Origin of the sequence: Pseudomonas sp. G1002 (assembly GCF_013385455.1) — a bacterium.
Classification (GTDB): Bacteria; Pseudomonadota; Gammaproteobacteria; order Pseudomonadales; family Pseudomonadaceae; genus Aquipseudomonas.
Window position 1 is genome coordinate 707,433 of record NZ_JACAPY010000027.1, and the last position, 19,338, is coordinate 726,770.

Sequence of the window (19,338 nt, forward strand, 5' to 3'; positions counted from 1 at the left end):
CGCCCAGTGGTGCTGGTGAAAAGCGATCTTCTCGAATACTGTATATGGATACAGTTTATGAGGTCTGACTATGAATGTCCCTTTGCCGCCTCGCGGCCGCGGCACGGCCACCAACCTGCATAACCGTTTTGCGCCCACCGTCAGCGTGGCGGAAGACGACGGTTGGTATCAGGAAGTGCCACAGACCCAGGGCACCGAAGTCCGTATCGAAACCGCGAAAACCATCATTACCCGCAACAGCTCGCCGGATATCCCGTTTGACCGGGCGATCAACCCGTATCGCGGCTGCGAGCATGGTTGTATCTACTGCTATGCGCGGCCCAGCCACGCGTATTGGGACCTGTCGCCGGGGCTGGACTTCGAAACCAAGCTGATCGCCAAGACCAACGCCGCCGAGGTGCTTGAGCAGCAACTGTCGAAACCGGGCTACACCTGCGCGCCGATCAACCTGGGCTCCAACACCGACCCGTACCAGCCCATCGAGCGCGAGTACAAGATCACTCGGCAAACCCTCGAAGTGCTGCTGCGCTACCGTCATCCGGTGACGATCATTACCAAGGGCTCGCTGATCCTGCGGGACCTCGACCTGCTGACCGAGTTGGCGCAGCAGCGGCTGGTGGCGGTGATGATCAGCCTCACCAGCCTGGACGATGAACTCAAGCGCATCCTCGAACCGCGCACGGCTGCGCCCAAGGCCCGGCTGCGGGCGATCCGGGTGATGCGTGAGGCGGGGATCCCGGTGGGCGTGCTGTGTTCGCCGATGATCCCGATGATCAACGACAGCGAGCTGGAAAGCCTGCTGGCCGAAGCTCATGCCGTGGGGGCACAGAGCGCGGCGTACATGATGCTGCGTTTGCCTCTGGAGGTGGCGCCGCTGTTTGAGGAATGGCTGGCGGCCCATTACCCGCAGCGCGCGGCCCATGTGATGAGCCTGGTGCGGCAGGTGCGCGGCGGTGAGGTCTACGACAGCCGCTTCGGTGTACGCATGCGTGGCGAAGGGCCGTTTGCCGATTTGCTGGCGCAACGTTTCGCCAAGGCGATCAAACGATTGGGGCTCAACCGGCGGGAAGGGTTTAATCTGGATTGCACGGCGTTTTGTCCGCCGGGCAGACAGATGGCATTATTGTAAACTGCTGGAAAAGCGTACTTTTCTGTAGGAATAGTCGCGTTTTGATATCACTGAAAGCCCCGATCTAGAGCGGCTCATTCAGTTTGAGTTAAGTTTCGGCGGGTACCTTGTTCATCGAGTGACTAATGAGTCGGCGCTTCAGTTTGGGCGCCGGCCGCACTGGAAAACTCCCCTGCTCCAACCAAGAGGATGAATTATGAGTGACAAGGATAAACAGCCGTTGGCTGCGTCGGCTTCAGCCCCTCACGAGGCGGAATCCGCCGATGCAGCGCTGCAGCACATCGTTGAAGGCTTTTTGCATTTCCATAACGAGATCTTCCCCCAGCAGGAAGAGCTCTTCAAAAAACTCGCCACGGCCCAGAGCCCGCGGGCGATGTTCATTACCTGCGCCGACTCGCGCATCGTTCCCGAGCTGATCACCCATAGCTCCCCTGGGGATTTGTTCGTGACCCGTAACGTCGGTAACGTCGTGCCGCCTTATGGGCAGATGAACGGCGGTGTTTCAACGGCTATCGAGTACGCGGTACTGGCCCTTGGTGTGCAGCACATCATCATTTGCGGCCACTCCGACTGCGGCGCCATGCGCGCGGTGCTCAACCCCCAAAGCCTGGAAAAAATGCCCACGGTAAAGGCCTGGCTGCGCCACGCCGAGGTTGCCAAGACCATGGTCCAGGACAACTGCGATTGCGCCAACGAACACGAAAGCATGCACGTGCTGACCGAAGAAAACGTGATCGCCCAACTGCAGCACCTGCGCACTCATCCCTCCGTGGCCTCGCGCATGGCCAACGGGCATTTGTTTATCCATGGCTGGGTCTACGACATCGAGACCAGCGAAATCAGGGCCTACGATGCGGATCAGGCAGCGTTCCTGCCCTTGAACGGTACCCAGCCGATTCCATCCGCGACGCCTAAAGCGCGCTTCTAAAACAATCCCCTGTCGGGTAACGCGATGGCTGCCATTCGAGCAGCCAGGCCTTGCCACGCCCGGCGAATGCCTCGGGAGAGTCATCATGCGTGCTGCTCAATTGAAAGCTGTGCTGCCACGGGAGCTGCTGGCTTCCGTGGTTGTGTTTCTGGTCGCCCTGCCGCTGTGCATGGGGATCGCCATCGCGTCCGGAATGCCTCCGGCCAAAGGCTTGATCACCGGGATCATCGGTGGCCTGGTGGTCGGTTGGCTGGCGGGGTCGCCGTTGCAAGTCAGCGGTCCGGCGGCAGGTTTGGCGGTGTTGGTGTTTGAACTGGTTCGCCAGCATGGCATGGCCATGCTCGGGCCGATCCTGTTGCTGGCGGGCTTCCTGCAATTGGTGGCCGGGCGTTTGCGCCTGGGCTGCTGGTTCCGCGTGACTGCGCCTGCAGTGGTGTACGGGATGCTGGCGGGGATCGGGGTGCTGATTGTCCTGTCGCAAGTACACGTGATGCTCGACGGTGTGCCAAAGCCCTCGGGGCTGGATAACCTCGCCGGCTTCCCTGCGGCACTGATCCAGGCGATCCCCACATTGGGCGGCGGGCTCGGCTGGCAGGCCGGTTTGCTCGGGCTGTCGACGATTATGGTGATGTGGCTGTGGGACAAGTTCCGCCCGCAAAAGCTGCGCTTCGTCCCCGGCGCCCTGCTCGGCGTGGGTTTGGCGACAGTCACCAGCCTGGTGCTGGCGTTGCAGGTCAAGCGGGTGGAGGTGCCGGAAAACCTCGCGGATGCCATCGATTGGCTGCGCCCCAGCGACCTGCTGAACCTGGCGGATCCCAATCTGTTGATCGCGGCCTTCGCCGTGGCATTTATCGCCAGCGCTGAAACGCTGCTTTCGGCGGCGGCAGTCGACCGTATGCACAGTGGCCAGCGTTCCGACTTCGACAAGGAATTGTCGGCACAAGGTGTGGGCAACATGCTGTGTGGCCTGGTCGGCGCCCTGCCGATGACCGGTGTGATCGTGCGCAGTTCGGCCAACGTCCAGGCCGGCGCTACCACGCGTTTGTCGGCGATGTTCCACGGCTTGTGGCTGCTGGCGTTCGTGCTGTTGCTGTCCAGTGTGCTGCAAAGCATTCCGGTGGCAAGCCTGGCGGGTGTGCTGGTGTACACCGGGATCAAGCTCGTGGACATGAAGGCGTTTCGTGGCCTGGCGCGCTACGGGCGAATGCCGATGTTTACCTACGCGGCGACGGCGCTGGCGATCATCTTTACCGACCTGCTGACGGGTGTGTTGGTGGGCTTCGGGTTGACGCTGGTGAAGCTGGCGTTCAAGGCCTCACGCTTGAAGATAAGCCTGATCGACCTGCCGCAGGAGGGCGAGATGGAGCTGCGATTGACGGGGGCCGGGACCTTTCTCAAGGTGCCTGCATTGACCCAGGTGCTGTCGACGGTACCCGCCGGGACCACCTTGCATGTGCCGCTCAGTAACCTGAGTTATATCGACCACTCCTGCCTTGAGCTATTGGAGGAATGGGGTCGGGCCAATGCGGCCAAGGGCTCGAAGCTGATGATCGAGGCGCGGGGGTTGAAGCGCAGGTTGGAAGGACGGGTAAGAACGACGACCGGAATAGGCTCGGCGCCGTCTGTTGGCTGACGAAATCGGATCAAAATGTGGGAGCGGGCTTGCTCGCGAAGGCGCAGTGTCAGTCACTGAATGTGTTTCTGATACACCGCTTTCGCGAGCAAGCCCGCTCCCACATTGGATCTTTGCAAGCCGGCAAATCTAAGCTGGCTGGTCCAGCTCAAGACCCACGCCCAACTGCCGCGACAGGCACGGCCAGCGCTTCCAAGCCGCTTCCGTGTCCGGGCTCTTGAGCTTGTCGCGGTAGGCTTCGACCGACTCCAGCGCAAAACTCTCCTCGTTAAGCATCTCATCCACCGCGTGGTGCACCGCCTCATCCAGCTGATTGGCAAACGCCTCGCCGATCAATTGGTGGGCAATCACGTTCGCCACAGTGGTATCCAGCGGAATCAACGGCTGGCCGAAGTGCTTGATATACAGATCGTTGACCTCTTCCACCAGGCGATGCGCCAGGTAAGCCTCATCCAGCAAACCGTCCAGGCCTTCATGCCCGGCCAGGATCGCCGGCGGCTGCAGGAAGAAATGCTCGGCGATTTTCAGCACCGGTTTGATCTGGCTTTCAATACCGGCTTCGCGGGCGACATCGTTGGCCGCGTCCAGCAGATCGGGGACCTGGTCGATGTAGGCGCTTACAAAACGCGTCATCACGCCCTTGGCGTCGACGTCAGGCACGGAAATCGCCGGGTGCAGGTGCGGTAACTGAACTTCCAGCTGCTGAGCAAGCTGGCCAGTGCTGGATTCGTGTTGATGGGCACGGGAAATCTGCTCGCGCAATGCGGCGGTGTTCATGAAAGCTCCAGTGATGCAGGCGTAGGAAATAGGGAGAGCATAAGGTAGCTCGTTTATACGAGAGCCTAAGACGCATTTGTCATAATTATTTCATGGTTATGCGCTGGCGTTATATCAAATTGCCATCGTTCGTCGGATAACGCGCGCCACCGGTCCTGTTGTGTGGTCCGTTTCCTCATTTTCGTTCATTTGCCCGATCACATTGCGGGGTGGCGGTCGCTGTCTATACTCGATTTTGTACGCAATTAGCTGATGACGCCCGACTGCATGAGCAGGCAAGGCCTGGCGGTTGTAAGCAGTATGGAAGCCGCTCCCTTGGCCGCAGGTGCAAACCGGCGGGATAACAAGAATGATAAGGGGAACCCGCAATGACGCGACATCCACATGTTTGGATGGGCCTCCTGTTGTGGTCAGTATTCGGCCAGGCGCAAGCCGCCTGGACAACGAATATGGCGCCAGGGGACACTGAAGTCAGTCACGCCGTGTTTGACCTGCACATGACCATTTTCTGGATTTGTGTGGCGATTGGCATCGTCGTGTTTGGCGCGATGTTCTGGTCGATGATCGTTCACCGGCGCTCCACGGGACAGGTGGCAGCCAAGTTCCACGAGAGTACGACGGTGGAGATTCTCTGGACCGTGGTGCCCTTGCTGATCCTGGTGGCGATGGCCATTCCGGCCACCAAGACGCTGATCAACATCTACGACAGCACTGAGTCGGATATCGATATCCAGGTCACCGGCTACCAGTGGAAGTGGCATTACAAATACCTGGGCCAGGATGTCGAGTTCTTCAGCAACCTGGCCACGCCCGCCGAGCAGATCCATAACCAGGCCGTCAAAGGCGAGCATTACCTGTTGGAAGTCGACCAGCCGCTGGTGCTGCCGGTGGGCGCCAAGGTGCGTTTCCTGGTGACCGCTGCGGACGTGATTCACTCCTGGTGGGTGCCGGCGTTTGCGGTGAAGCGTGATGCGATTCCCGGCTTCGTCAACGAGGCCTGGACCCGCATCGAAAAGCCCGGCATCTATCGCGGCCAGTGCGCTGAACTGTGCGGCAAGGACCACGGCTTCATGCCCATCGTGGTGGAGGTCAAATCCAAGGCCGACTACGACACCTGGCTCGGCGAGCGTAAGGAAGAGGCCGCCAAGCTCAAGGAGCTGACCTCCAAGGAATGGACCCTGGATGAACTGGTGGCCCGTGGCGACAAGATCTACCACACCACCTGCGTCGCCTGTCACCAGGCCGAAGGCCAGGGCCTGCCGCCGATGTTCCCGGCGCTCAAGGGCTCGCCGATTGCCACCGGGCCCAAGGAAGACCACCTGCACCGCGTGTACTTCGGCAAGCCCGGCACCGCCATGGCGGCGTTCGGCAAGCAACTGTCGGAAGTCGATATCGCGGCGGTCGTGACCTATGAACGTAACGCCTGGGGCAACAACAAAGGCGACATGGTCACGCCTAAAGACGTGCTGGCTCTGAAACAGGCGGAAAGCAAATGACTTCCTTCATTGCATATTCCCTGAACCGTCCCGCCCACTCGTTCGCAGGAGAAAGGCCATGAGCGCTGTGATCGATGACCACGGTCATGCCGGTGACCACGCTCACGGCCCCGCCAAGGGCCTGATGCGTTGGGTACTGACCACCAACCACAAAGACATCGGCACGATGTACCTGTGGTTCAGCTTCTGCATGTTCCTGCTTGGTGGCTCGTTTGCCATGGTGATCCGTGCCGAGCTGTTCCAGCCGGGTTTGCAGATCGTCGAGCCGGCGTTCTTCAATCAGATGACCACCATGCACGGCCTGGTGATGGTGTTCGGTGCAGTGATGCCGGCGTTTGTCGGCCTGGCCAACTGGATGATCCCGTTGATGATCGGCGCGCCCGACATGGCCCTGCCGCGCATGAACAACTTCAGTTTCTGGCTGTTGCCGGCGGCGTTCCTGATGCTGGTTTCCACCCTGTTCATGCCCGGCGGCGGGCCGAACTTCGGCTGGACCTTCTACGCCCCACTCTCCACCACCTACGCGCCGGAAAGCGTGACGTTCTTCATCTTCGCCATCCACTTGATGGGCATCAGTTCGATCATGGGCGCGATCAATGTCATCGCCACCATCCTCAACCTGCGCGCCCCCGGCATGACGTTGATGAAAATGCCGCTGTTCGTCTGGACCTGGCTGATCACCGCGTTCCTGCTGATCGCGGTGATGCCGGTACTGGCGGGCTGCGTGACCATGATGCTGATGGACATCCACTTCGGCACCAGCTTCTTCAGTGCCGCCGGTGGTGGTGACCCCGTGCTGTTCCAGCATGTGTTCTGGTTCTTCGGCCACCCCGAGGTGTACATCATGATCCTGCCGGCGTTCGGTGCCGTCAGCTCGATCATCCCGACCTTCTCGCGCAAGCCGCTGTTCGGCTACACCTCGATGGTGTACGCCACGGCGAGCATCGCGTTCCTGTCGTTCATCGTGTGGGCGCACCACATGTTCGTGGTGGGCATCCCGCTGGTGGGCGAGCTGTTCTTCATGTACGCCACGCTGCTGATCGCGGTGCCCACGGGCGTGAAAGTGTTCAACTGGGTCAGCACCATGTGGCAAGGCTCGCTGACCTTCGAGACGCCGATGCTGTTCGCGGTGGCCTTCGTGATTCTGTTCACCATCGGTGGTTTCTCCGGGCTGATGCTGGCCATCGCCCCGGCGGACTTCCAGTACCACGACACCTACTTCGTGGTGGCGCACTTCCATTACGTACTGGTGCCTGGGGCGATCTTCGGGATCTTCGCCTCGGCCTACTACTGGCTGCCGAAATGGACCGGCCACATGTACGACGAAACCCTGGGCAAGCTGCACTTCTGGCTGTCGTTCGTGGGGATGAACATGGCGTTCTTCCCGATGCACTTCGTAGGGCTTGCCGGCATGCCGCGTCGGGTGCCGGACTACAACCTGCAGTTCGCCGACTTCAACATGGTCTCCTCCATCGGTGCCTTCACCTTTGGCGCGACGCAGATCTTCTTCCTGTTCATCGTCATCAAGTGCATCCGTGGCGGCCCGCCTGCGCCGGCCAAGCCGTGGGATGGCGCCGAAGGGCTGGAGTGGAGCATTCCTTCGCCCGCGCCGTACCACACCTTCACCACGCCACCGGAGGTCAAATGAACACCTCCCTATCCTGTGGGAGCTGGCTTGGCTGCGATGGCATCACTTCGGTGTACCTGAAAGACCGAGTTGCCAGCATCGCAGGCAAGCCAGCGCCCACAGAAAGGCCATTCGCAGAACATTCATTCGCAGGTGGCCGCCATGCTTGAGTCCGTGCCTATCAAGCGCCTGGTCACGCGCCTGCTGATCCTGGTGGTGGCGATGTTCGCCTTCGGGTTTGCCCTGGTGCCGATCTACGACGTGATGTGCAAGGCGTTCGGCATCAATGGCAAGACCGCCGGGCAGTACGAAGGCGAGCAGGTGGTGGACCCGACGCGGCAGGTGCGGGTGCAGTTCCTGTCCACCAATGCCATCGATATGGTCTGGGAATTCCACTCCAAGGCCGACGAGGTGGTGGTCAATCCCGGCGCAGTCACCGAGATGCTGTTCGTGGCCTACAACCCCACCGACAAGCCGATGACCGCCCAGGCGGTGCCGAGCATTTCGCCGGCCGAGGCGGCGATGTACTTCCACAAGACCGAGTGTTTTTGCTTCACCCAGCAAGTGCTACAGCCAGGTCAGCGCATAGAGATGCCGGTGCGCTTCATTGTCGACCGCGACATGCCCAAGGATGTGAAGCATTTGACCCTGGCGTACACGCTGTTCGATATCACCGCGCGCCAACCGCCCGTGGCTGTCCATACCGGCGGCTAGGCGTTGCTTGCGGGCTCGATTAGGAGAACGAATACATGTCGACTCATGATACGTACTACGTACCAGCGCAAAGCAAATGGCCAATAATTGCTACGCTGGGGATGCTGATCACGGTGTTCGGATTGGCGACCTGGTTCAACGATTTGAAGGCCGCACGCCCGGAATCCCACGGCCCGCTGATCTTTTTCGTCGGTGGCTTGCTGCTGGCCTACATGATGTTTGGCTGGTTCGGCGCGGTGATCAAGGAAAGTCGCGCCGGTTTGTACAGTTCGCAGATGGACCGCTCCTTTCGCTGGGGCATGACCTGGTTCATCTTTTCCGAAGTGATGTTCTTCATCGCTTTTTTCGGTGCGCTGTTTTATGTGCGGCACATGTCGGCGCCGTGGTTGGCGGGCGAAGGCCACAAGGGCATCGCGCACATGCTGTGGCCGAACTTCGAATTTGCCTGGCCGCTGCTGAACAATCCCGACCCGAAAATGTTTCCGGCGCCCAAGGGCACCATCAGCCCGTGGGGCTTGCCGCTGATCAACACGATCTTGCTGGTCAGCTCCAGCGTGACCATCACTATCGCCCACCATGCCTTGCGCAAAGGCCATCGCGGCGCACTGAAGATCTGGCTGGCGATCACCGTGTTGCTGGGTTGGGCGTTTCTCGGGTTCCAGGCCGAGGAATACATCCATGCCTATAAGGAGTTGGGCCTGACCCTGGGTTCCGGCGTGTACGGCGCGACCTTCTTCATGCTCACCGGCTTCCACGGTGCCCACGTGACCATCGGCACGATCATTTTGTTTGTGATGCTGATGCGCATCCTGAAGGGGCATTTCAACAACGAACACCAGTTCGGGTTCGAGGCGGCCAGTTGGTATTGGCACTTTGTGGACGTGGTGTGGATCGGGCTGTTTTTCTTCGTTTACGTGCTTTGAGGTGTTTCACCAGGGCGCATGAGATGCCAGCTGGCCGCTGAAGAAACCCCAGGTGATCAACCCCAGGGTGATCACGGCCAGCACCACACGCACGGTCAAGGCAGTGACGAGGCGGTTGGAGTTGCCCTCGTCCTTGACCAGGAAGAACAAGCCACTGAACAGGCTCACGACGGTAGCAATCAGCATCAGGGCAATGGCTGCTTTGAGCATGGTGGGCTCCGGGGCTCTTTTTTGGAGGGGGCGAGCAATGAGATTCAGTATAGCCAGCGCAGCACCGACCTCTGCGGCAATGCCATGAAACCCTTTCGCCCCGGTATTGCGCCGACGCTGGTGGTACTCGTGCTGCTGCCGTTACTGGTATTTCTCGGCTTTTGGCAGCTGTCTCGCGGTCACGAAAAACAGGCGCTGCTGGACACTTACGCCGAGCGCCGCGCTGCCGAGCCCATGAGCAGTACGCAACTGCAGGCCACCGAAGATCCGGCGTTCCGTCGTGTGCATTTGCGCGGGCAGTTCGATGCCGAGCACAGCGTGTTGCTGGATAACCGCTTTCGCGACGGCAAGGTCGGTGTGGAGCTACTGCAACCTTTCCATGATCAGGCCAGCGGCGAGTGGCTGTTGCTCAATCGTGGCTGGCTGCCCTGGCCGGACCGCCGTGCACCACCGGTTTTCACCACTCCCGAACAACTGCTGAATCTCGATGCCTGGGTCTATGTGGCGCCTGGCGAGACCTTCCAATTGCATGCCGATCCGGCGGGCGCACAGTGGCCACGATTGCTGACCGCGCTGCATCCCGAGGCGTTGTGGGCCGAGTTGGGTCGCAGCGGATTCGCCCATGAAGTGCGGGCTGAAGCGGGCCCGGCTACCTACGAAACCAGCTGGCCCGTGGTCGCCATGGGCCCGGAAAAACACCTGGGCTATGCCGTGCAGTGGTTCGCCATGGCGGTGGCGCTGTTCGGCCTTTACCTCTACCTCGGATGGCACAACACAAAAAAGGAGAAGCGCCATGGGAGCGGCCATGAATCCACTCAACATGTCTGACACGCCGGCAGCGCCCAATCGGCGCAAGGGCCGCTGGCAACTGATCCTGATCCTGCTGATGGTGGTCGGCCCGATGGTGCTCGCCACCTTTATGTACAAATTGCAGTTCTGGGTGCCGGACAGCCGCAGCTACCACGGCGAGATGATCGGCAATGGCCAGACCCGTGCCGACATTGGCGTGCAGGCTGACGAAGACCGCTGGCAACTGCTGGTCACCGCGCCCACCGCCTGCGCCGCCGACTGCCAGCAACTGGTGTACCTCGCACGCCAACTCCAGATCGGCCTGGGCCGTGATGCCTCCCGCGCCAGCCACGCCCTGGCCAGTGCGCAGCCGGTCAGCACCGCGTATGACGCCAAACTCAAGGCCGAATACCCGCAACTGCAACGCTATTCCCTGGACCTGTCGACCTTCAACAAAGACGCCGCCGCCCAAGGCAGCGGCGATGCCCAGCTGTGGATCGTCGACCCCCACGGCAACCTGGTGCTGCGCTACGACGCCCGGGTCAAGGGCAAGGACCTGCTCAACGACCTGCGCCTGCTGCTGAAACTGTCGAACATCGGATAAGGACACCGTCATGGCCAAACCTGGATTTCGCCTCGCGCTGTTTGCCACCCTGCTGGCCCTGATCGTGGTGCTGCTGGGCGCCTATACCCGCCTCACCCACGCGGGTCTCGGTTGCCCGGACTGGCCGGGTTGCTATGGCTTTATCAGCGTGCCGAAAAGCGAAGCCCAGCTGGCCCATGCCGAACTGCATTACCCGGACACGCCGGTCGAGGCGGACAAGGGCTGGAACGAGATGACCCACCGTTACTTCGCCGGCACCCTCGGGCTGTTGATCGTGCTGCTGGCGGCGCGCGCCTGGACCCATCGGCATCATCCGGGCCAGCCGTTGAAGCTGCCGTTGTTCCTGTTGGCGGTGGTGTTCGCCCAGGCAGCGTTTGGCATGTGGACGGTGACGCTGAAGCTCTGGCCGCAAGTGGTCACCGGGCATTTATTGGGCGGGTTTGCGACGTTGAGCCTGCTGTTCTTGCTGACGCTGCGATTGTCCGGCGTATTGCCGGCGCTGATCGTGCCCAGGCGTTTGCAGTATTGGGCGACGGCCGGGCTGGTGCTGGTGATCGGCCAGATCGCGCTGGGTGGATGGGTCAGCTCCAACTACGCAGCCGTGGCGTGTATCGACCTGCCGACCTGTCACGGGCAATGGTGGCCGGCGGCGGATTTCGCCAATGGCTTTCACCTGACCCAGCATATCGGCCCCAATTACCTCGGCGGGCAACTGGACAGTGATGCGCGCACGGCGATTCACCTCACCCACCGGATTGGCGCGCTGCTGGTCACTGTCGTGTTGCTGGGCCTGGCCTGGCAGCTCAAGGTGGTCGGCATGACCCGCCTGGCGGGCCTGCTGCTGATCGCCCTGGCGGCGCAACTCTGCCTGGGCCTGAGTAACGTGTACTTCCACCTGCCGCTGCCGGTTGCGGTCGCGCATAACGCCGGCGGCGCGGCGTTGCTGCTGACGCTGGTGCTGGTCAATTACCACGCCCGCACCAGCCTGGTTCGGGTGCGACATCAGTTGCCGTTCGGCTGGCGCTTCAGCCCGCGTAAACACGTGTCGGGCCTCATAACCATTAAAGGAGAGATGCCATGGCGACCTTGATCAGCGAGCGTCACAGCCAGGCGATCTGGCGTGACTATCTGGAGCTGACCAAGCCAAAAGTGGTGGTGCTGATGCTCATCACCTCGCTGGTGGGCATGTTCCTCGCCACCCGCGCCGGGGTACCGTGGCCGGTGCTGATTTTCGGCAACCTGGGGATCGCGCTGTGTGCCGGCGGCGCGGCGGCGGTCAACCATGTGGTGGACCGGCGCATCGATGCGCTGATGGCGCGTACCCATAAGCGCCCGCTGGCGGAAGGGCGCGTATCGCCTGTGGCGGCGCTTGTTTTTGCGATGGTGCTGGCGGTGGCCGGGCTGGCGCTGTTGCTGGCGTTTACCAATCCGCTGGCCGCCTGGCTGACCCTGGCCTCGCTGTTGGGTTATGCGGTGATCTACACCGGCTTTCTCAAGCGTGCGACGCCGCAGAACATCGTCATCGGTGGGCTGGCTGGCGCCGCGCCGCCGTTGCTGGGTTGGGTCGCCGTCACCGGCCACGTCAGCGCCGAGCCTCTGTTGCTGGTGCTGATCATCTTCGCCTGGACCCCGCCGCACTTCTGGGCCCTGGCGATTCACCGCAAGGAGGAATATGCCAAGGCCGACATCCCGATGCTGCCCGTGACCCACGGCGAGCACTACACCAAGGTGCATATCCTGCTCTACACCTTCGCCTTGCTGGCGGTCAGCCTGATGCCCTATGTCATCCACATGAGCGGCATGCTGTACCTGGTGTGCGCACTGGTTCTGGGCGGGCGCTTTCTGCAATGGGCCTGGGTGCTGTACCGTGGCAGTCGGCCGCACGCGGCGATCAACACCTTCAAGTACTCTATCGGGTACCTGTTCATGCTGTTTATCGCCCTGCTCGTAGACCATTACCTATTGTTGAACCTATGACTCGAACTCAAAAAACTGTCTTCATTCTGGTGGCCATTGTCGCGTTGATCATGGGCCTGACCGTCAACAAAGTCCTGAGTGGCAAAGGCCAGGGCGACCCGACGGCCTTGATCGATGCCGGCATCATCCTGCTGCCGCAAAGCCGCCAGTTGCCACCGGTGACCATGACCAACCAGGACGGCCAGCCGGTGGTGGTCAACGAGCTGAAAGGCAAGTGGAGCGTGCTGTTCTTCGGCTACACCTTCTGCCCGGACATCTGTCCAACCACCCTCGCCCAGCTGCGGCAGATCAAGAGCGAGCTGCCCAAGGACGTTGTGGATAAGTTGCAGGTGATTTTGGTCAGCGTTGACCCGAACCGCGATACACCGGCGCAGCTCAAGCAGTACCTGGGCTACTTCGATCCACAGTTCGAGGGCTTGACCGGTGCGAATGTGGACGATGTGCAGAAGGTTTCGAATGCGGTGAGCATTCCGTTTATTCCGGCAGACACCAGCAAGCCCAACTACACCGTCGACCACAGCGGCAACCTCGCGCTGATCGGGCCGGATGGAACGCAACGCGGGTTTATCCGGGCGCCGTTGAACAACCAGAAGCTGGCAGCGCAGTTCCCGGGGTTGTTGCAGCGTAAATAAGCCTGCCGACCATTTTCTGAGCGACACAAATCAAATGTGGGAGCGAGCAAGCCCGCTCCCACATTGGTTTGGATCGTTCCCACGCTCTGCGTGGGAATGCCGCACTGGACGCTCTGCGTCCGCTTTTTCGATCGGGGTTTCGGCCTTGGATCAGAACGCCGGCAGGATCGCGCCTTTGTACTTCTCAAGAATGAACGCTTTCACTTCCGGGGTGTGCAGGGCTGCTACCAGCTTCTTCACCGCGTCCGAATCCTTGTTGTCTTCGCGGGTCACCAGGATGTTCACGTAAGGCGAGTCGTTGCCTTCAATCACCAGTGCGTCCTTGGACGGGTCCAGCTTGGCTTCCAGGGCGTAGTTGGTGTTGATCAGCGCCAGGTCGACTTGGGTCAGCACGCGCGGCAGGGTGGCGGCTTCCAGTTCGCGGAATTTCAGACCTTTCGGGTTTTCAGTGATGTCCTTGATGGTCGACAGGATGTTGGTCGGGTCCTTCAGGGTGATCAGGTTGTGCTTGGCCAGCAGCAACAGCGCACGGCCGCCGTTGGTGGCGTCGTTCGGGATCACGACGTTGGCGCCGCTTGGCAGGTCTTCCAGCTTCTTGTACTTGCTGGAGTAGGCGCCCAGAGGCTCCAGGTGCACAGCGCCAACGCTCACCAGATGAGTGCCCTTGGCTTTGTTGAACTCATCCAGGTACGGCTGGTGCTGGAAGAAGTTGGCGTCCAGGCGCTTTTCGGCTACCTGTACGTTTGGCTGAACGTAGTCGGTGAAGACTTTGACCTGCAGGTCCACGCCTTCCTTGGCCAGAGCCGGCTTCACGAATTCGAGGATTTCAGCGTGCGGCACCGGGGACGCGGCCACGGTGAGGGTTTCGGCGGCGTGGGCGGAGAACGCGGCAACGGCGGCGAAAGCAACCAGTAGTTTTTTCATTCAACAAGCTCCTTGTTCGGGAATTGGCCGGCTTAACGCCGGCAATAGCCGTTATTTTCGAGAAAAGTGCACCACCAGCTTGTCGCCGACGGTTTGCAGAATTTGTACCAGGATCAGCAGCAGCACCACGGTGACCACCATCACGTCGGTCTGGAAGCGCTGATAACCGAAGCGGATCGCCAGGTCACCCAGGCCACCGGCACCCACTACACCGGCCATGGCCGTGTAGGAAACCAGTGTAATCGCCGTCACCGTAATCGCCGCGAAGATGCCGGGGCGGGCTTCTGGCAGCAACGCGTTGGTAATGATCTGGCGAGTGGTCGCGCCCATGGCCTGGGTCGCTTCGATAATCCCGCGGTCCACTTCACGCAGCGCGGTTTCCACCAGGCGCGCAAAGAACGGCGTGGCACCCACCACCAGTGGCGGAATTGCACCGGCAACACCCAGCGAGGTGCCGGTGATCAGCACCGTGAACGGGATCATTACGATCAACAGGATAATGAACGGCAGCGAACGCAGGATGTTCACCACCAGCGACAACAGCGCATAAACATTCTTTTGTTCGAACAGCTGACGCGGGCTGCACAGGAACAGCAGCACGCCCAACGGCAAGCCCAGCAATACGGTGAACAGCAGCGAGCCGAACAGCATGGTCATGGTGTCGCCGGTGGCGAGCAGGATTTCCGACCAGTCGATGTTCGAGAAAAAGCTCAAGAGGATTTCCATTAGCGCAGCACCTCCATATGGACGTCTGCCGCGGTGAAGGCGGCGAAGGCGGCCTCCATGTCACCGCCGGTGACGGCGAGGGTCAGTTGCCCGTAGGGAATGTCTTTGATGCGGTCGATACGACCGGCGAGGATGCTGTAGTCCACACCCGTGTCGCGGGCGACGGTACCCAGCAGCGGCGCGTAGGTCGCTTCGCCCTGGAACGTCAAGCGCACGATGCGCCCCGGTACATGGGCGAAGTCATCACGCTGTTCGCCTTCGTCGACTTGCTCGGATTCCTGCACGAAGCGCTTGGTGGTCGGGTGCTTGGGGTGCAGGAATACATCGGCGACGGTGCCTTGCTCGACGATCACGCCGGCGTCCATCACGGCCACGTGGTCGCACACGCGGCGGATCACGTCCATTTCATGGGTGATCAGCACGATGGTCAGCTTCAGCTCGCGGTTGATCTCGGCCAGCAGTTGCAGGACCGAGGCCGTGGTCTGCGGGTCGAGGGCGCTGGTGGCTTCGTCGCATAGCAGGATTTTCGGCTTGGTGGCCAGGGCGCGGGCGATGCCGACGCGCTGCTTCTGGCCGCCCGACAACTGCGCCGGGTACTTCTTGGCGTGGTCGGACAGGCCGACCCGGGCCAACAATTCGGCCACGCGCAGGTCGATTTCCTTGCGGGAAAGTTCGCCCGCGAGGGTCAGCGGCAGCGCCACGTTGTCGGCAACGGTCTTGGATGCCAGCAGGTTGAAGTGCTGGAAGATCATCCCGACCTGTTGCCGGAAACGGCGCAGGCCGTTGGCGTCGAGGGCGGTGACTTCTTCGTCATCGACCTTGATCTGGCCGCCGCTGGGTTGCTCCAGGCGGTTGATCAGACGCAGCAAAGTACTTTTTCCCGCACCGGAATGGCCGATCAGACCAAACACCTGGCCATTTTCGACGCGCAGGTTGGTGGGATGCAGTGCGGGGATATCCTTACCGGCGACCCGGTAGGTTTTATGGACGTTATGAAACTCGATCACGTAGCGAACCTTGTGGGGCGCATTAAAAAGGGATCAGCGGTTAGCCGGGCGCGCATTTTAGCCTGTCCGTATAGCGTTTCTTAGCATTTATTTCTCATCCGACCAGCGATTTGGCAATAACGCGATCAAAGGTCATAAAAAAGGAACGGTACAAAACCGTGTCAGTCACTACATAAGCAACTCGAAACTCCCAGGTGCCGTGCCTGGGGTTTTGCTCAAGAAGAGCCGGGGATCGCTCTGGCCTACGCAAACGAGGAGTTTTTGTCTGATGAGTACTAAAAAGCCAGTTACCCCGCCCAAGAGCGAACTTGCGGGCACCGACACTCTGGACCGTGGCAACACCAACGCCAAGCTGCAAAGCCTGGAAACATTCCGCTCCGACGCGACGGGCCAGGCGCTGCGTACCAACCAGGGCGTGAAGGTTTCCGATAACCAGAACAGCTTGAAGGTCGGCTCCCGTGGCCCATCGCTGCTGGAAGACTTCATCATGCGTGAAAAAATCACGCACTTTGACCATGAGCGGATTCCGGAACGCATCGTCCATGCCCGGGGCACCGGTGCCCACGGCTATTTCCAGACCTATGAAAATCATTCGGCGCTGAGCAAGGCCGGGTTCCTGCGTAACCCGGAACATAAAACCCCGGTATTTGCGCGCTTTTCCACGGTTCAGGGCCCACGCGGCTCCGGCGATACCGTGCGTGACGTGCGTGGCTTTGCCGTGAAGTTCTTCACCGACGAAGGTAACTTCGACCTGGTGGGCAACAACATGCCGGTGTTTTTCATTCAGGACGCGATCAAGTTTCCTGACTTCGTGCATGCGGTAAAACCTGAGCCCCACAACGAGATTCCTACCGGCGGCTCAGCCCACGATACGTTCTGGGATTTTGTCTCGCTGCAGCCGGAGTCGGCGCACATGGTGATCTGGGCCATGTCTGACCGGGCCATTCCAAAAAGCCTGCGGACCATGCAGGGGTTTGGCGTGCACACCTTCCGCCTGGTAAACGCCGAGGGCAAATCCAACTTCGTCAAATTCCACTGGCGGCCTACCGTCGGCACCTGCTCCCTGGTGTGGGACGAGGCGCAGAAGCTGGCGGGCAAAGACACGGACTTCCACCGCCGTGACCTGTGGGAATCCATTGAAAGTGGCGATTACCCGGAATGGGAATTGGGCGTGCAGATCATCGCCGAAGAAGACGAGCATAAGTTCGACTTCGATATTCTCGACCCGACCAAGTTGATCCCCGAAGAGCTGGTGCCGATCACGCCGTTGGGCAAGATGGTGCTCAACCGCAACCCGGACAACTACTTTGCCGAGACCGAGCAAGTGGCGTTCTGCCCGGGGCATATCGTGCCGGGCATCGACTTTTCCAATGACCCGCTGCTGCAAGGCCGTCTGTTTTCCTACACCGATACGCAGATCAGCCGACTGGGCGGGCCGAACTTTCACGAGTTGCCGATCAACCGTCCGGTAGCGCCGTTCCATAACGGCCAGCGCGATGCCATGCACCGCACCACCATCGACAAGGGTCGCGCGTCCTACGAGCCGAACTCGATTGATGGCGGCTGGCCGAAAGAAACTCCGCCTGCGGCGCAGGACGGTGGTTTTGAGACGTATCCGGAGCGCATTGATGCCCACAAGATCCGTGAGCGCAGCGAGTCGTTCGGCGATCACTTCTCCCAGGCGCGCTTGTTTTTCCGCAGCATGAGCAAGCACGAGCAGGAGCACATCATCGCCGCCTACAGCTTTGAGCTGGGCAAGGTGGAGCGTGAGTTTATTCGCGCTCGCCAGGTGAATGAGATCCTCGCCAACATCGACCTCGAACTGGCCAAGCGTGTGGCGCAGAACCTGGGCTTGCCAGCACCGACTAAAGGTACGGTGCCAGAGCGCAAGACGTCTCCGGAACGCTCGCCAGCGTTGAGCCAGGCCAATTTGCTGTCGGGTGATATCAAGACCCGCAAGGTGGCGATTCTGGCGGCGAACGGTGTTGATGGTGCGGCGATTGATGCCTTGAAGAAGGCGCTTGAGGCCGCAGGTGCGCATGCGAAGTTGCTGGGGCCTACCTCGGCGCCGGTAACGACGGTGGATGGCAAGAGCCTGCCGGTGGATGCTTCCATGGAAGGCTTGCCTTCGGTGGCGTTCGATGCGGTGTTTGTGCCGGGTGGCGCCAAGTCGGTTCAGGCGTTGAGCGCTGATGGTGTGGCGTTGCATTACCTGCTGGAGGCGTACAAGCACCTCAAGGCAATTGCCCTGGCCGGTGAGGCGAAGCAGTTGCTGGATGTGCTGAAGCTTGAGGCGGATGCGGGCTTGATTGTGGGCGGCGACGCGAAGGCGTTTAAGGCGTTCTTTGCGGCGATTGCCCAGCATCGGGTCTGGGATCGGGAGCCGAAGGCTAAAGCTGTTCCGGCTTAAGGTATCGGTCGTTTGTTAGATCGCCTTCGCGAGCAAGCCCGCTCCCACATTTGACCGCATTCCAAAGTTGGAACTCGGTTAAATGTGGGAGCGGGCTTGCTCGCGAATGGCGTTATTCAGTCTTACGCGGAATCAGCACGACCTGCGCCGGAACCTTCTTCAGGATCTGCCGGTGAATCTTCAGGTCATACCCCGAATCGATGCGCTTCACCCGTTTGGTCAGCAACGTGGCCAGCCATGGGTAATCTTCGGTGCGCGGCGCCTGGATGCTCACATCGCACTGGTAATTCACCACATCGGTGGCGATCTCATCCAGTTGATGGCGCAGCGCCTCGATATCGGTGAGGTTCAGCGCAACCGTAGTGCTTGGCGCTGCCGGGTCGATGACCTTGGCCGGCGGCTTGGCTTCGGCGGCTTTCAGGGCGGCCTCGGCTTTGTCCAGCTCGACTTTACGGGCATGGGCGATCGCACTGTTGACGCCACCGGTCAGCGCCGGAGCCTTGGGCATCAATGCCCGTGCGCGGCTCAGGGCCGTCGCGGCAGCGTTGACATCACCCTTTTGCAGGACGATCTGGCTGCGCTGCAAATAGGCTTCGGCCAGTTGGCGCTGATAAGGCTCCAGCGCCGGATCGTTGGGCGACTGGGCCTGCAAGGCGGCCAGCTCGTCTTCGGCGGTGGCCAGTTCACTGCTGGCGAGGTTTTGCTCCAGCTGTGCGATGGCCGCAGCACGTGCGTCCGGCGCCTGGGGGGCGGCGGGCGGGGTGCTTTGGCAGGCGCCCAGCAGCAAGGAAAATGCGGCAAGGAGCAGATAACGGGCGTTGAACAGCTTCAT

At 60.8% G+C, this 19,338-nt stretch carries 19 protein-coding genes; 13 read left to right on the forward strand and 6 right to left on the reverse strand.

Annotation, left to right across the window (positions count from 1 at the left end):
* The first annotated feature begins 70 nt into the window (after window positions 1-70).
* The 3 genes from HX801_RS17520 to HX801_RS17530 all read left to right on the forward strand — a co-directional run bounded on the left by HX801_RS17520 (window position 71) and on the right by HX801_RS17530 (window position 3,690).
* The gene (locus HX801_RS17520) at window positions 71-1,129 is read left to right on the forward strand and encodes a PA0069 family radical SAM protein (protein WP_177022432.1); all 1,059 of its coding nucleotides are present in this window, start codon (window positions 71-73) and stop codon (window positions 1,127-1,129) included.
* Window positions 1,130-1,325: 196 nt separating this feature from the next.
* On the forward strand, window positions 1,326-2,057 hold the full coding sequence (locus HX801_RS17525) for a carbonic anhydrase (RefSeq protein WP_003214859.1): 732 nt from the start codon (window positions 1,326-1,328) through the stop codon (window positions 2,055-2,057).
* Between the two features lie 85 nt (window positions 2,058-2,142).
* Window positions 2,143-3,690, forward strand: a complete 1,548-nt coding sequence (locus HX801_RS17530; protein ID WP_008439613.1) for a SulP family inorganic anion transporter — start codon at window positions 2,143-2,145, stop codon at window positions 3,688-3,690.
* Window positions 3,691-3,819: 129 nt separating this feature from the next.
* On the opposite strand, the gene HX801_RS17535 is transcribed toward HX801_RS17530, so the two are convergent.
* Window positions 3,820-4,467, reverse strand: coding sequence for a hypothetical protein (locus HX801_RS17535; protein WP_003214855.1), 648 nt, complete (start codon window positions 4,465-4,467; stop codon window positions 3,820-3,822).
* A gap of 368 nt (window positions 4,468-4,835) precedes the next feature.
* Here HX801_RS17535 and coxB point away from each other — a divergent pair, with 368 nt between their 5' ends.
* From coxB to HX801_RS17555, 4 genes are all read left to right on the forward strand, one after another.
* Window positions 4,836-5,963, forward strand: a complete 1,128-nt coding sequence (coxB, locus tag HX801_RS17540; protein ID WP_177022433.1) for a cytochrome c oxidase subunit II — start codon at window positions 4,836-4,838, stop codon at window positions 5,961-5,963.
* Between the two features lie 58 nt (window positions 5,964-6,021).
* Window positions 6,022-7,611, forward strand: coding sequence for a cytochrome c oxidase subunit I (ctaD, locus tag HX801_RS17545; protein WP_003214853.1), 1,590 nt, complete (start codon window positions 6,022-6,024; stop codon window positions 7,609-7,611).
* 141 nt (window positions 7,612-7,752) lie between these two features.
* On the forward strand, window positions 7,753-8,304 hold the full coding sequence (locus HX801_RS17550; RefSeq protein WP_008439615.1) for a cytochrome c oxidase assembly protein: 552 nt from the start codon (window positions 7,753-7,755) through the stop codon (window positions 8,302-8,304).
* Window positions 8,305-8,339: 35 nt separating this feature from the next.
* Complete coding sequence (locus HX801_RS17555; RefSeq protein ID WP_003214849.1) at window positions 8,340-9,227, forward strand: cytochrome c oxidase subunit 3; 888 nt, start codon at window positions 8,340-8,342, stop codon at window positions 9,225-9,227.
* Between the two features lie 6 nt (window positions 9,228-9,233).
* Here HX801_RS17555 and HX801_RS17560 read toward each other — a convergent pair whose 3' ends face one another.
* Window positions 9,234-9,437, reverse strand: coding sequence for a twin transmembrane helix small protein (locus tag HX801_RS17560; protein ID WP_177022434.1), 204 nt, complete (start codon window positions 9,435-9,437; stop codon window positions 9,234-9,236).
* Between the two features lie 84 nt (window positions 9,438-9,521).
* Here HX801_RS17560 and HX801_RS17565 point away from each other — a divergent pair, with 84 nt between their 5' ends.
* The 5 genes from HX801_RS17565 to HX801_RS17585 are packed head-to-tail and all read left to right on the forward strand — an operon-like array spanning window position 9,522 to window position 13,439.
* Window positions 9,522-10,265, forward strand: coding sequence for an SURF1 family protein (locus tag HX801_RS17565; protein ID WP_177022435.1), 744 nt, complete (start codon window positions 9,522-9,524; stop codon window positions 10,263-10,265).
* On the forward strand, window positions 10,231-10,830 hold the full coding sequence (locus HX801_RS17570) for a hypothetical protein (protein WP_023659276.1): 600 nt from the start codon (window positions 10,231-10,233) through the stop codon (window positions 10,828-10,830). Before HX801_RS17565 ends, HX801_RS17570 begins: the two co-directional genes overlap by 35 nt.
* Window positions 10,831-10,840: 10 nt before the next feature.
* The gene (locus HX801_RS17575) at window positions 10,841-11,920 is read left to right on the forward strand and encodes a heme A synthase (RefSeq protein WP_087694554.1); all 1,080 of its coding nucleotides are present in this window, start codon (window positions 10,841-10,843) and stop codon (window positions 11,918-11,920) included.
* Complete coding sequence (gene cyoE / locus HX801_RS17580; RefSeq protein WP_003214839.1) at window positions 11,908-12,807, forward strand: heme o synthase; 900 nt, start codon at window positions 11,908-11,910, stop codon at window positions 12,805-12,807. Before HX801_RS17575 ends, cyoE begins: the two co-directional genes overlap by 13 nt.
* Window positions 12,804-13,439: an SCO family protein gene (locus tag HX801_RS17585; RefSeq protein ID WP_087694553.1), complete on the forward strand. Its 636-nt coding sequence runs from the start codon at window positions 12,804-12,806 to the stop codon at window positions 13,437-13,439. Before cyoE ends, HX801_RS17585 begins: the two co-directional genes overlap by 4 nt.
* A gap of 150 nt (window positions 13,440-13,589) precedes the next feature.
* Here HX801_RS17585 and HX801_RS17590 read toward each other — a convergent pair whose 3' ends face one another.
* From HX801_RS17590 to HX801_RS17600, 3 genes are read right to left on the reverse strand one after another with little or no spacing between them, the layout of a single operon-like run.
* Window positions 13,590-14,363, reverse strand: coding sequence for a MetQ/NlpA family ABC transporter substrate-binding protein (locus tag HX801_RS17590; protein WP_003214835.1), 774 nt, complete (start codon window positions 14,361-14,363; stop codon window positions 13,590-13,592).
* Between the two features lie 51 nt (window positions 14,364-14,414).
* Window positions 14,415-15,089, reverse strand: a complete 675-nt coding sequence (locus HX801_RS17595) for a methionine ABC transporter permease (protein WP_003214831.1) — start codon at window positions 15,087-15,089, stop codon at window positions 14,415-14,417.
* Window positions 15,089-16,096 carry a methionine ABC transporter ATP-binding protein gene (locus HX801_RS17600; RefSeq protein WP_003214829.1) on the reverse strand — a complete coding sequence of 336 codons (1,008 nt, stop codon included), beginning with the start codon at window positions 16,094-16,096 and terminating at the stop codon, window positions 15,089-15,091. The genes HX801_RS17595 and HX801_RS17600 overlap by 1 nt, the downstream gene beginning before the upstream one ends.
* 268 nt (window positions 16,097-16,364) lie before the next feature.
* On the opposite strand from HX801_RS17600, the gene katE reads away from it, so the two are divergent.
* Window positions 16,365-18,506, forward strand: coding sequence for a catalase HPII (katE, locus tag HX801_RS17605; RefSeq protein ID WP_177022436.1), 2,142 nt, complete (start codon window positions 16,365-16,367; stop codon window positions 18,504-18,506).
* A gap of 112 nt (window positions 18,507-18,618) precedes the next feature.
* On the opposite strand, the gene HX801_RS17610 is transcribed toward katE, so the two are convergent.
* Window positions 18,619-19,338, reverse strand: a complete 720-nt coding sequence (locus tag HX801_RS17610) for a PA5502 family lipoprotein (RefSeq protein WP_003214825.1) — start codon at window positions 19,336-19,338, stop codon at window positions 18,619-18,621.

Excerpts from the sequence above, each read along its gene's own strand:
- HX801_RS17520 (WP_177022432.1), top strand. The coding sequence starts at position 71 with ATGAATGTCCCTTTGCCGCCTCGCGGCCGCGGCACGGCCACCAACCTG.
- HX801_RS17525 (WP_003214859.1), top strand. The coding sequence starts at position 1,326 with ATGAGTGACAAGGATAAACAGCCGTTGGCTGCGTCGGCTTCAGCCCCT.
- HX801_RS17530 (WP_008439613.1), top strand. The coding sequence starts at position 2,143 with ATGCGTGCTGCTCAATTGAAAGCTGTGCTGCCACGGGAGCTGCTGGCT.
- HX801_RS17535 (WP_003214855.1), bottom strand. The coding sequence starts at position 4,467 with ATGAACACCGCCGCATTGCGCGAGCAGATTTCCCGTGCCCATCAACAC.
- coxB (WP_177022433.1), top strand. The coding sequence starts at position 4,836 with ATGACGCGACATCCACATGTTTGGATGGGCCTCCTGTTGTGGTCAGTA.
- ctaD (WP_003214853.1), top strand. The coding sequence starts at position 6,022 with ATGAGCGCTGTGATCGATGACCACGGTCATGCCGGTGACCACGCTCAC.
- HX801_RS17550 (WP_008439615.1), top strand. The coding sequence starts at position 7,753 with ATGCTTGAGTCCGTGCCTATCAAGCGCCTGGTCACGCGCCTGCTGATC.
- HX801_RS17555 (WP_003214849.1), top strand. The coding sequence starts at position 8,340 with ATGTCGACTCATGATACGTACTACGTACCAGCGCAAAGCAAATGGCCA.
- HX801_RS17560 (WP_177022434.1), bottom strand. The coding sequence starts at position 9,437 with ATGCTCAAAGCAGCCATTGCCCTGATGCTGATTGCTACCGTCGTGAGC.
- HX801_RS17565 (WP_177022435.1), top strand. The coding sequence starts at position 9,522 with ATGAAACCCTTTCGCCCCGGTATTGCGCCGACGCTGGTGGTACTCGTG.
- HX801_RS17570 (WP_023659276.1), top strand. The coding sequence starts at position 10,231 with ATGGGAGCGGCCATGAATCCACTCAACATGTCTGACACGCCGGCAGCG.
- HX801_RS17575 (WP_087694554.1), top strand. The coding sequence starts at position 10,841 with ATGGCCAAACCTGGATTTCGCCTCGCGCTGTTTGCCACCCTGCTGGCC.
- cyoE (WP_003214839.1), top strand. The coding sequence starts at position 11,908 with ATGGCGACCTTGATCAGCGAGCGTCACAGCCAGGCGATCTGGCGTGAC.
- HX801_RS17585 (WP_087694553.1), top strand. The coding sequence starts at position 12,804 with ATGACTCGAACTCAAAAAACTGTCTTCATTCTGGTGGCCATTGTCGCG.
- HX801_RS17590 (WP_003214835.1), bottom strand. The coding sequence starts at position 14,363 with ATGAAAAAACTACTGGTTGCTTTCGCCGCCGTTGCCGCGTTCTCCGCC.
- HX801_RS17595 (WP_003214831.1), bottom strand. The coding sequence starts at position 15,089 with ATGGAAATCCTCTTGAGCTTTTTCTCGAACATCGACTGGTCGGAAATC.
- katE (WP_177022436.1), top strand. The coding sequence starts at position 16,365 with ATGAGTACTAAAAAGCCAGTTACCCCGCCCAAGAGCGAACTTGCGGGC.
- HX801_RS17610 (WP_003214825.1), bottom strand. The coding sequence starts at position 19,338 with ATGAAGCTGTTCAACGCCCGTTATCTGCTCCTTGCCGCATTTTCCTTG.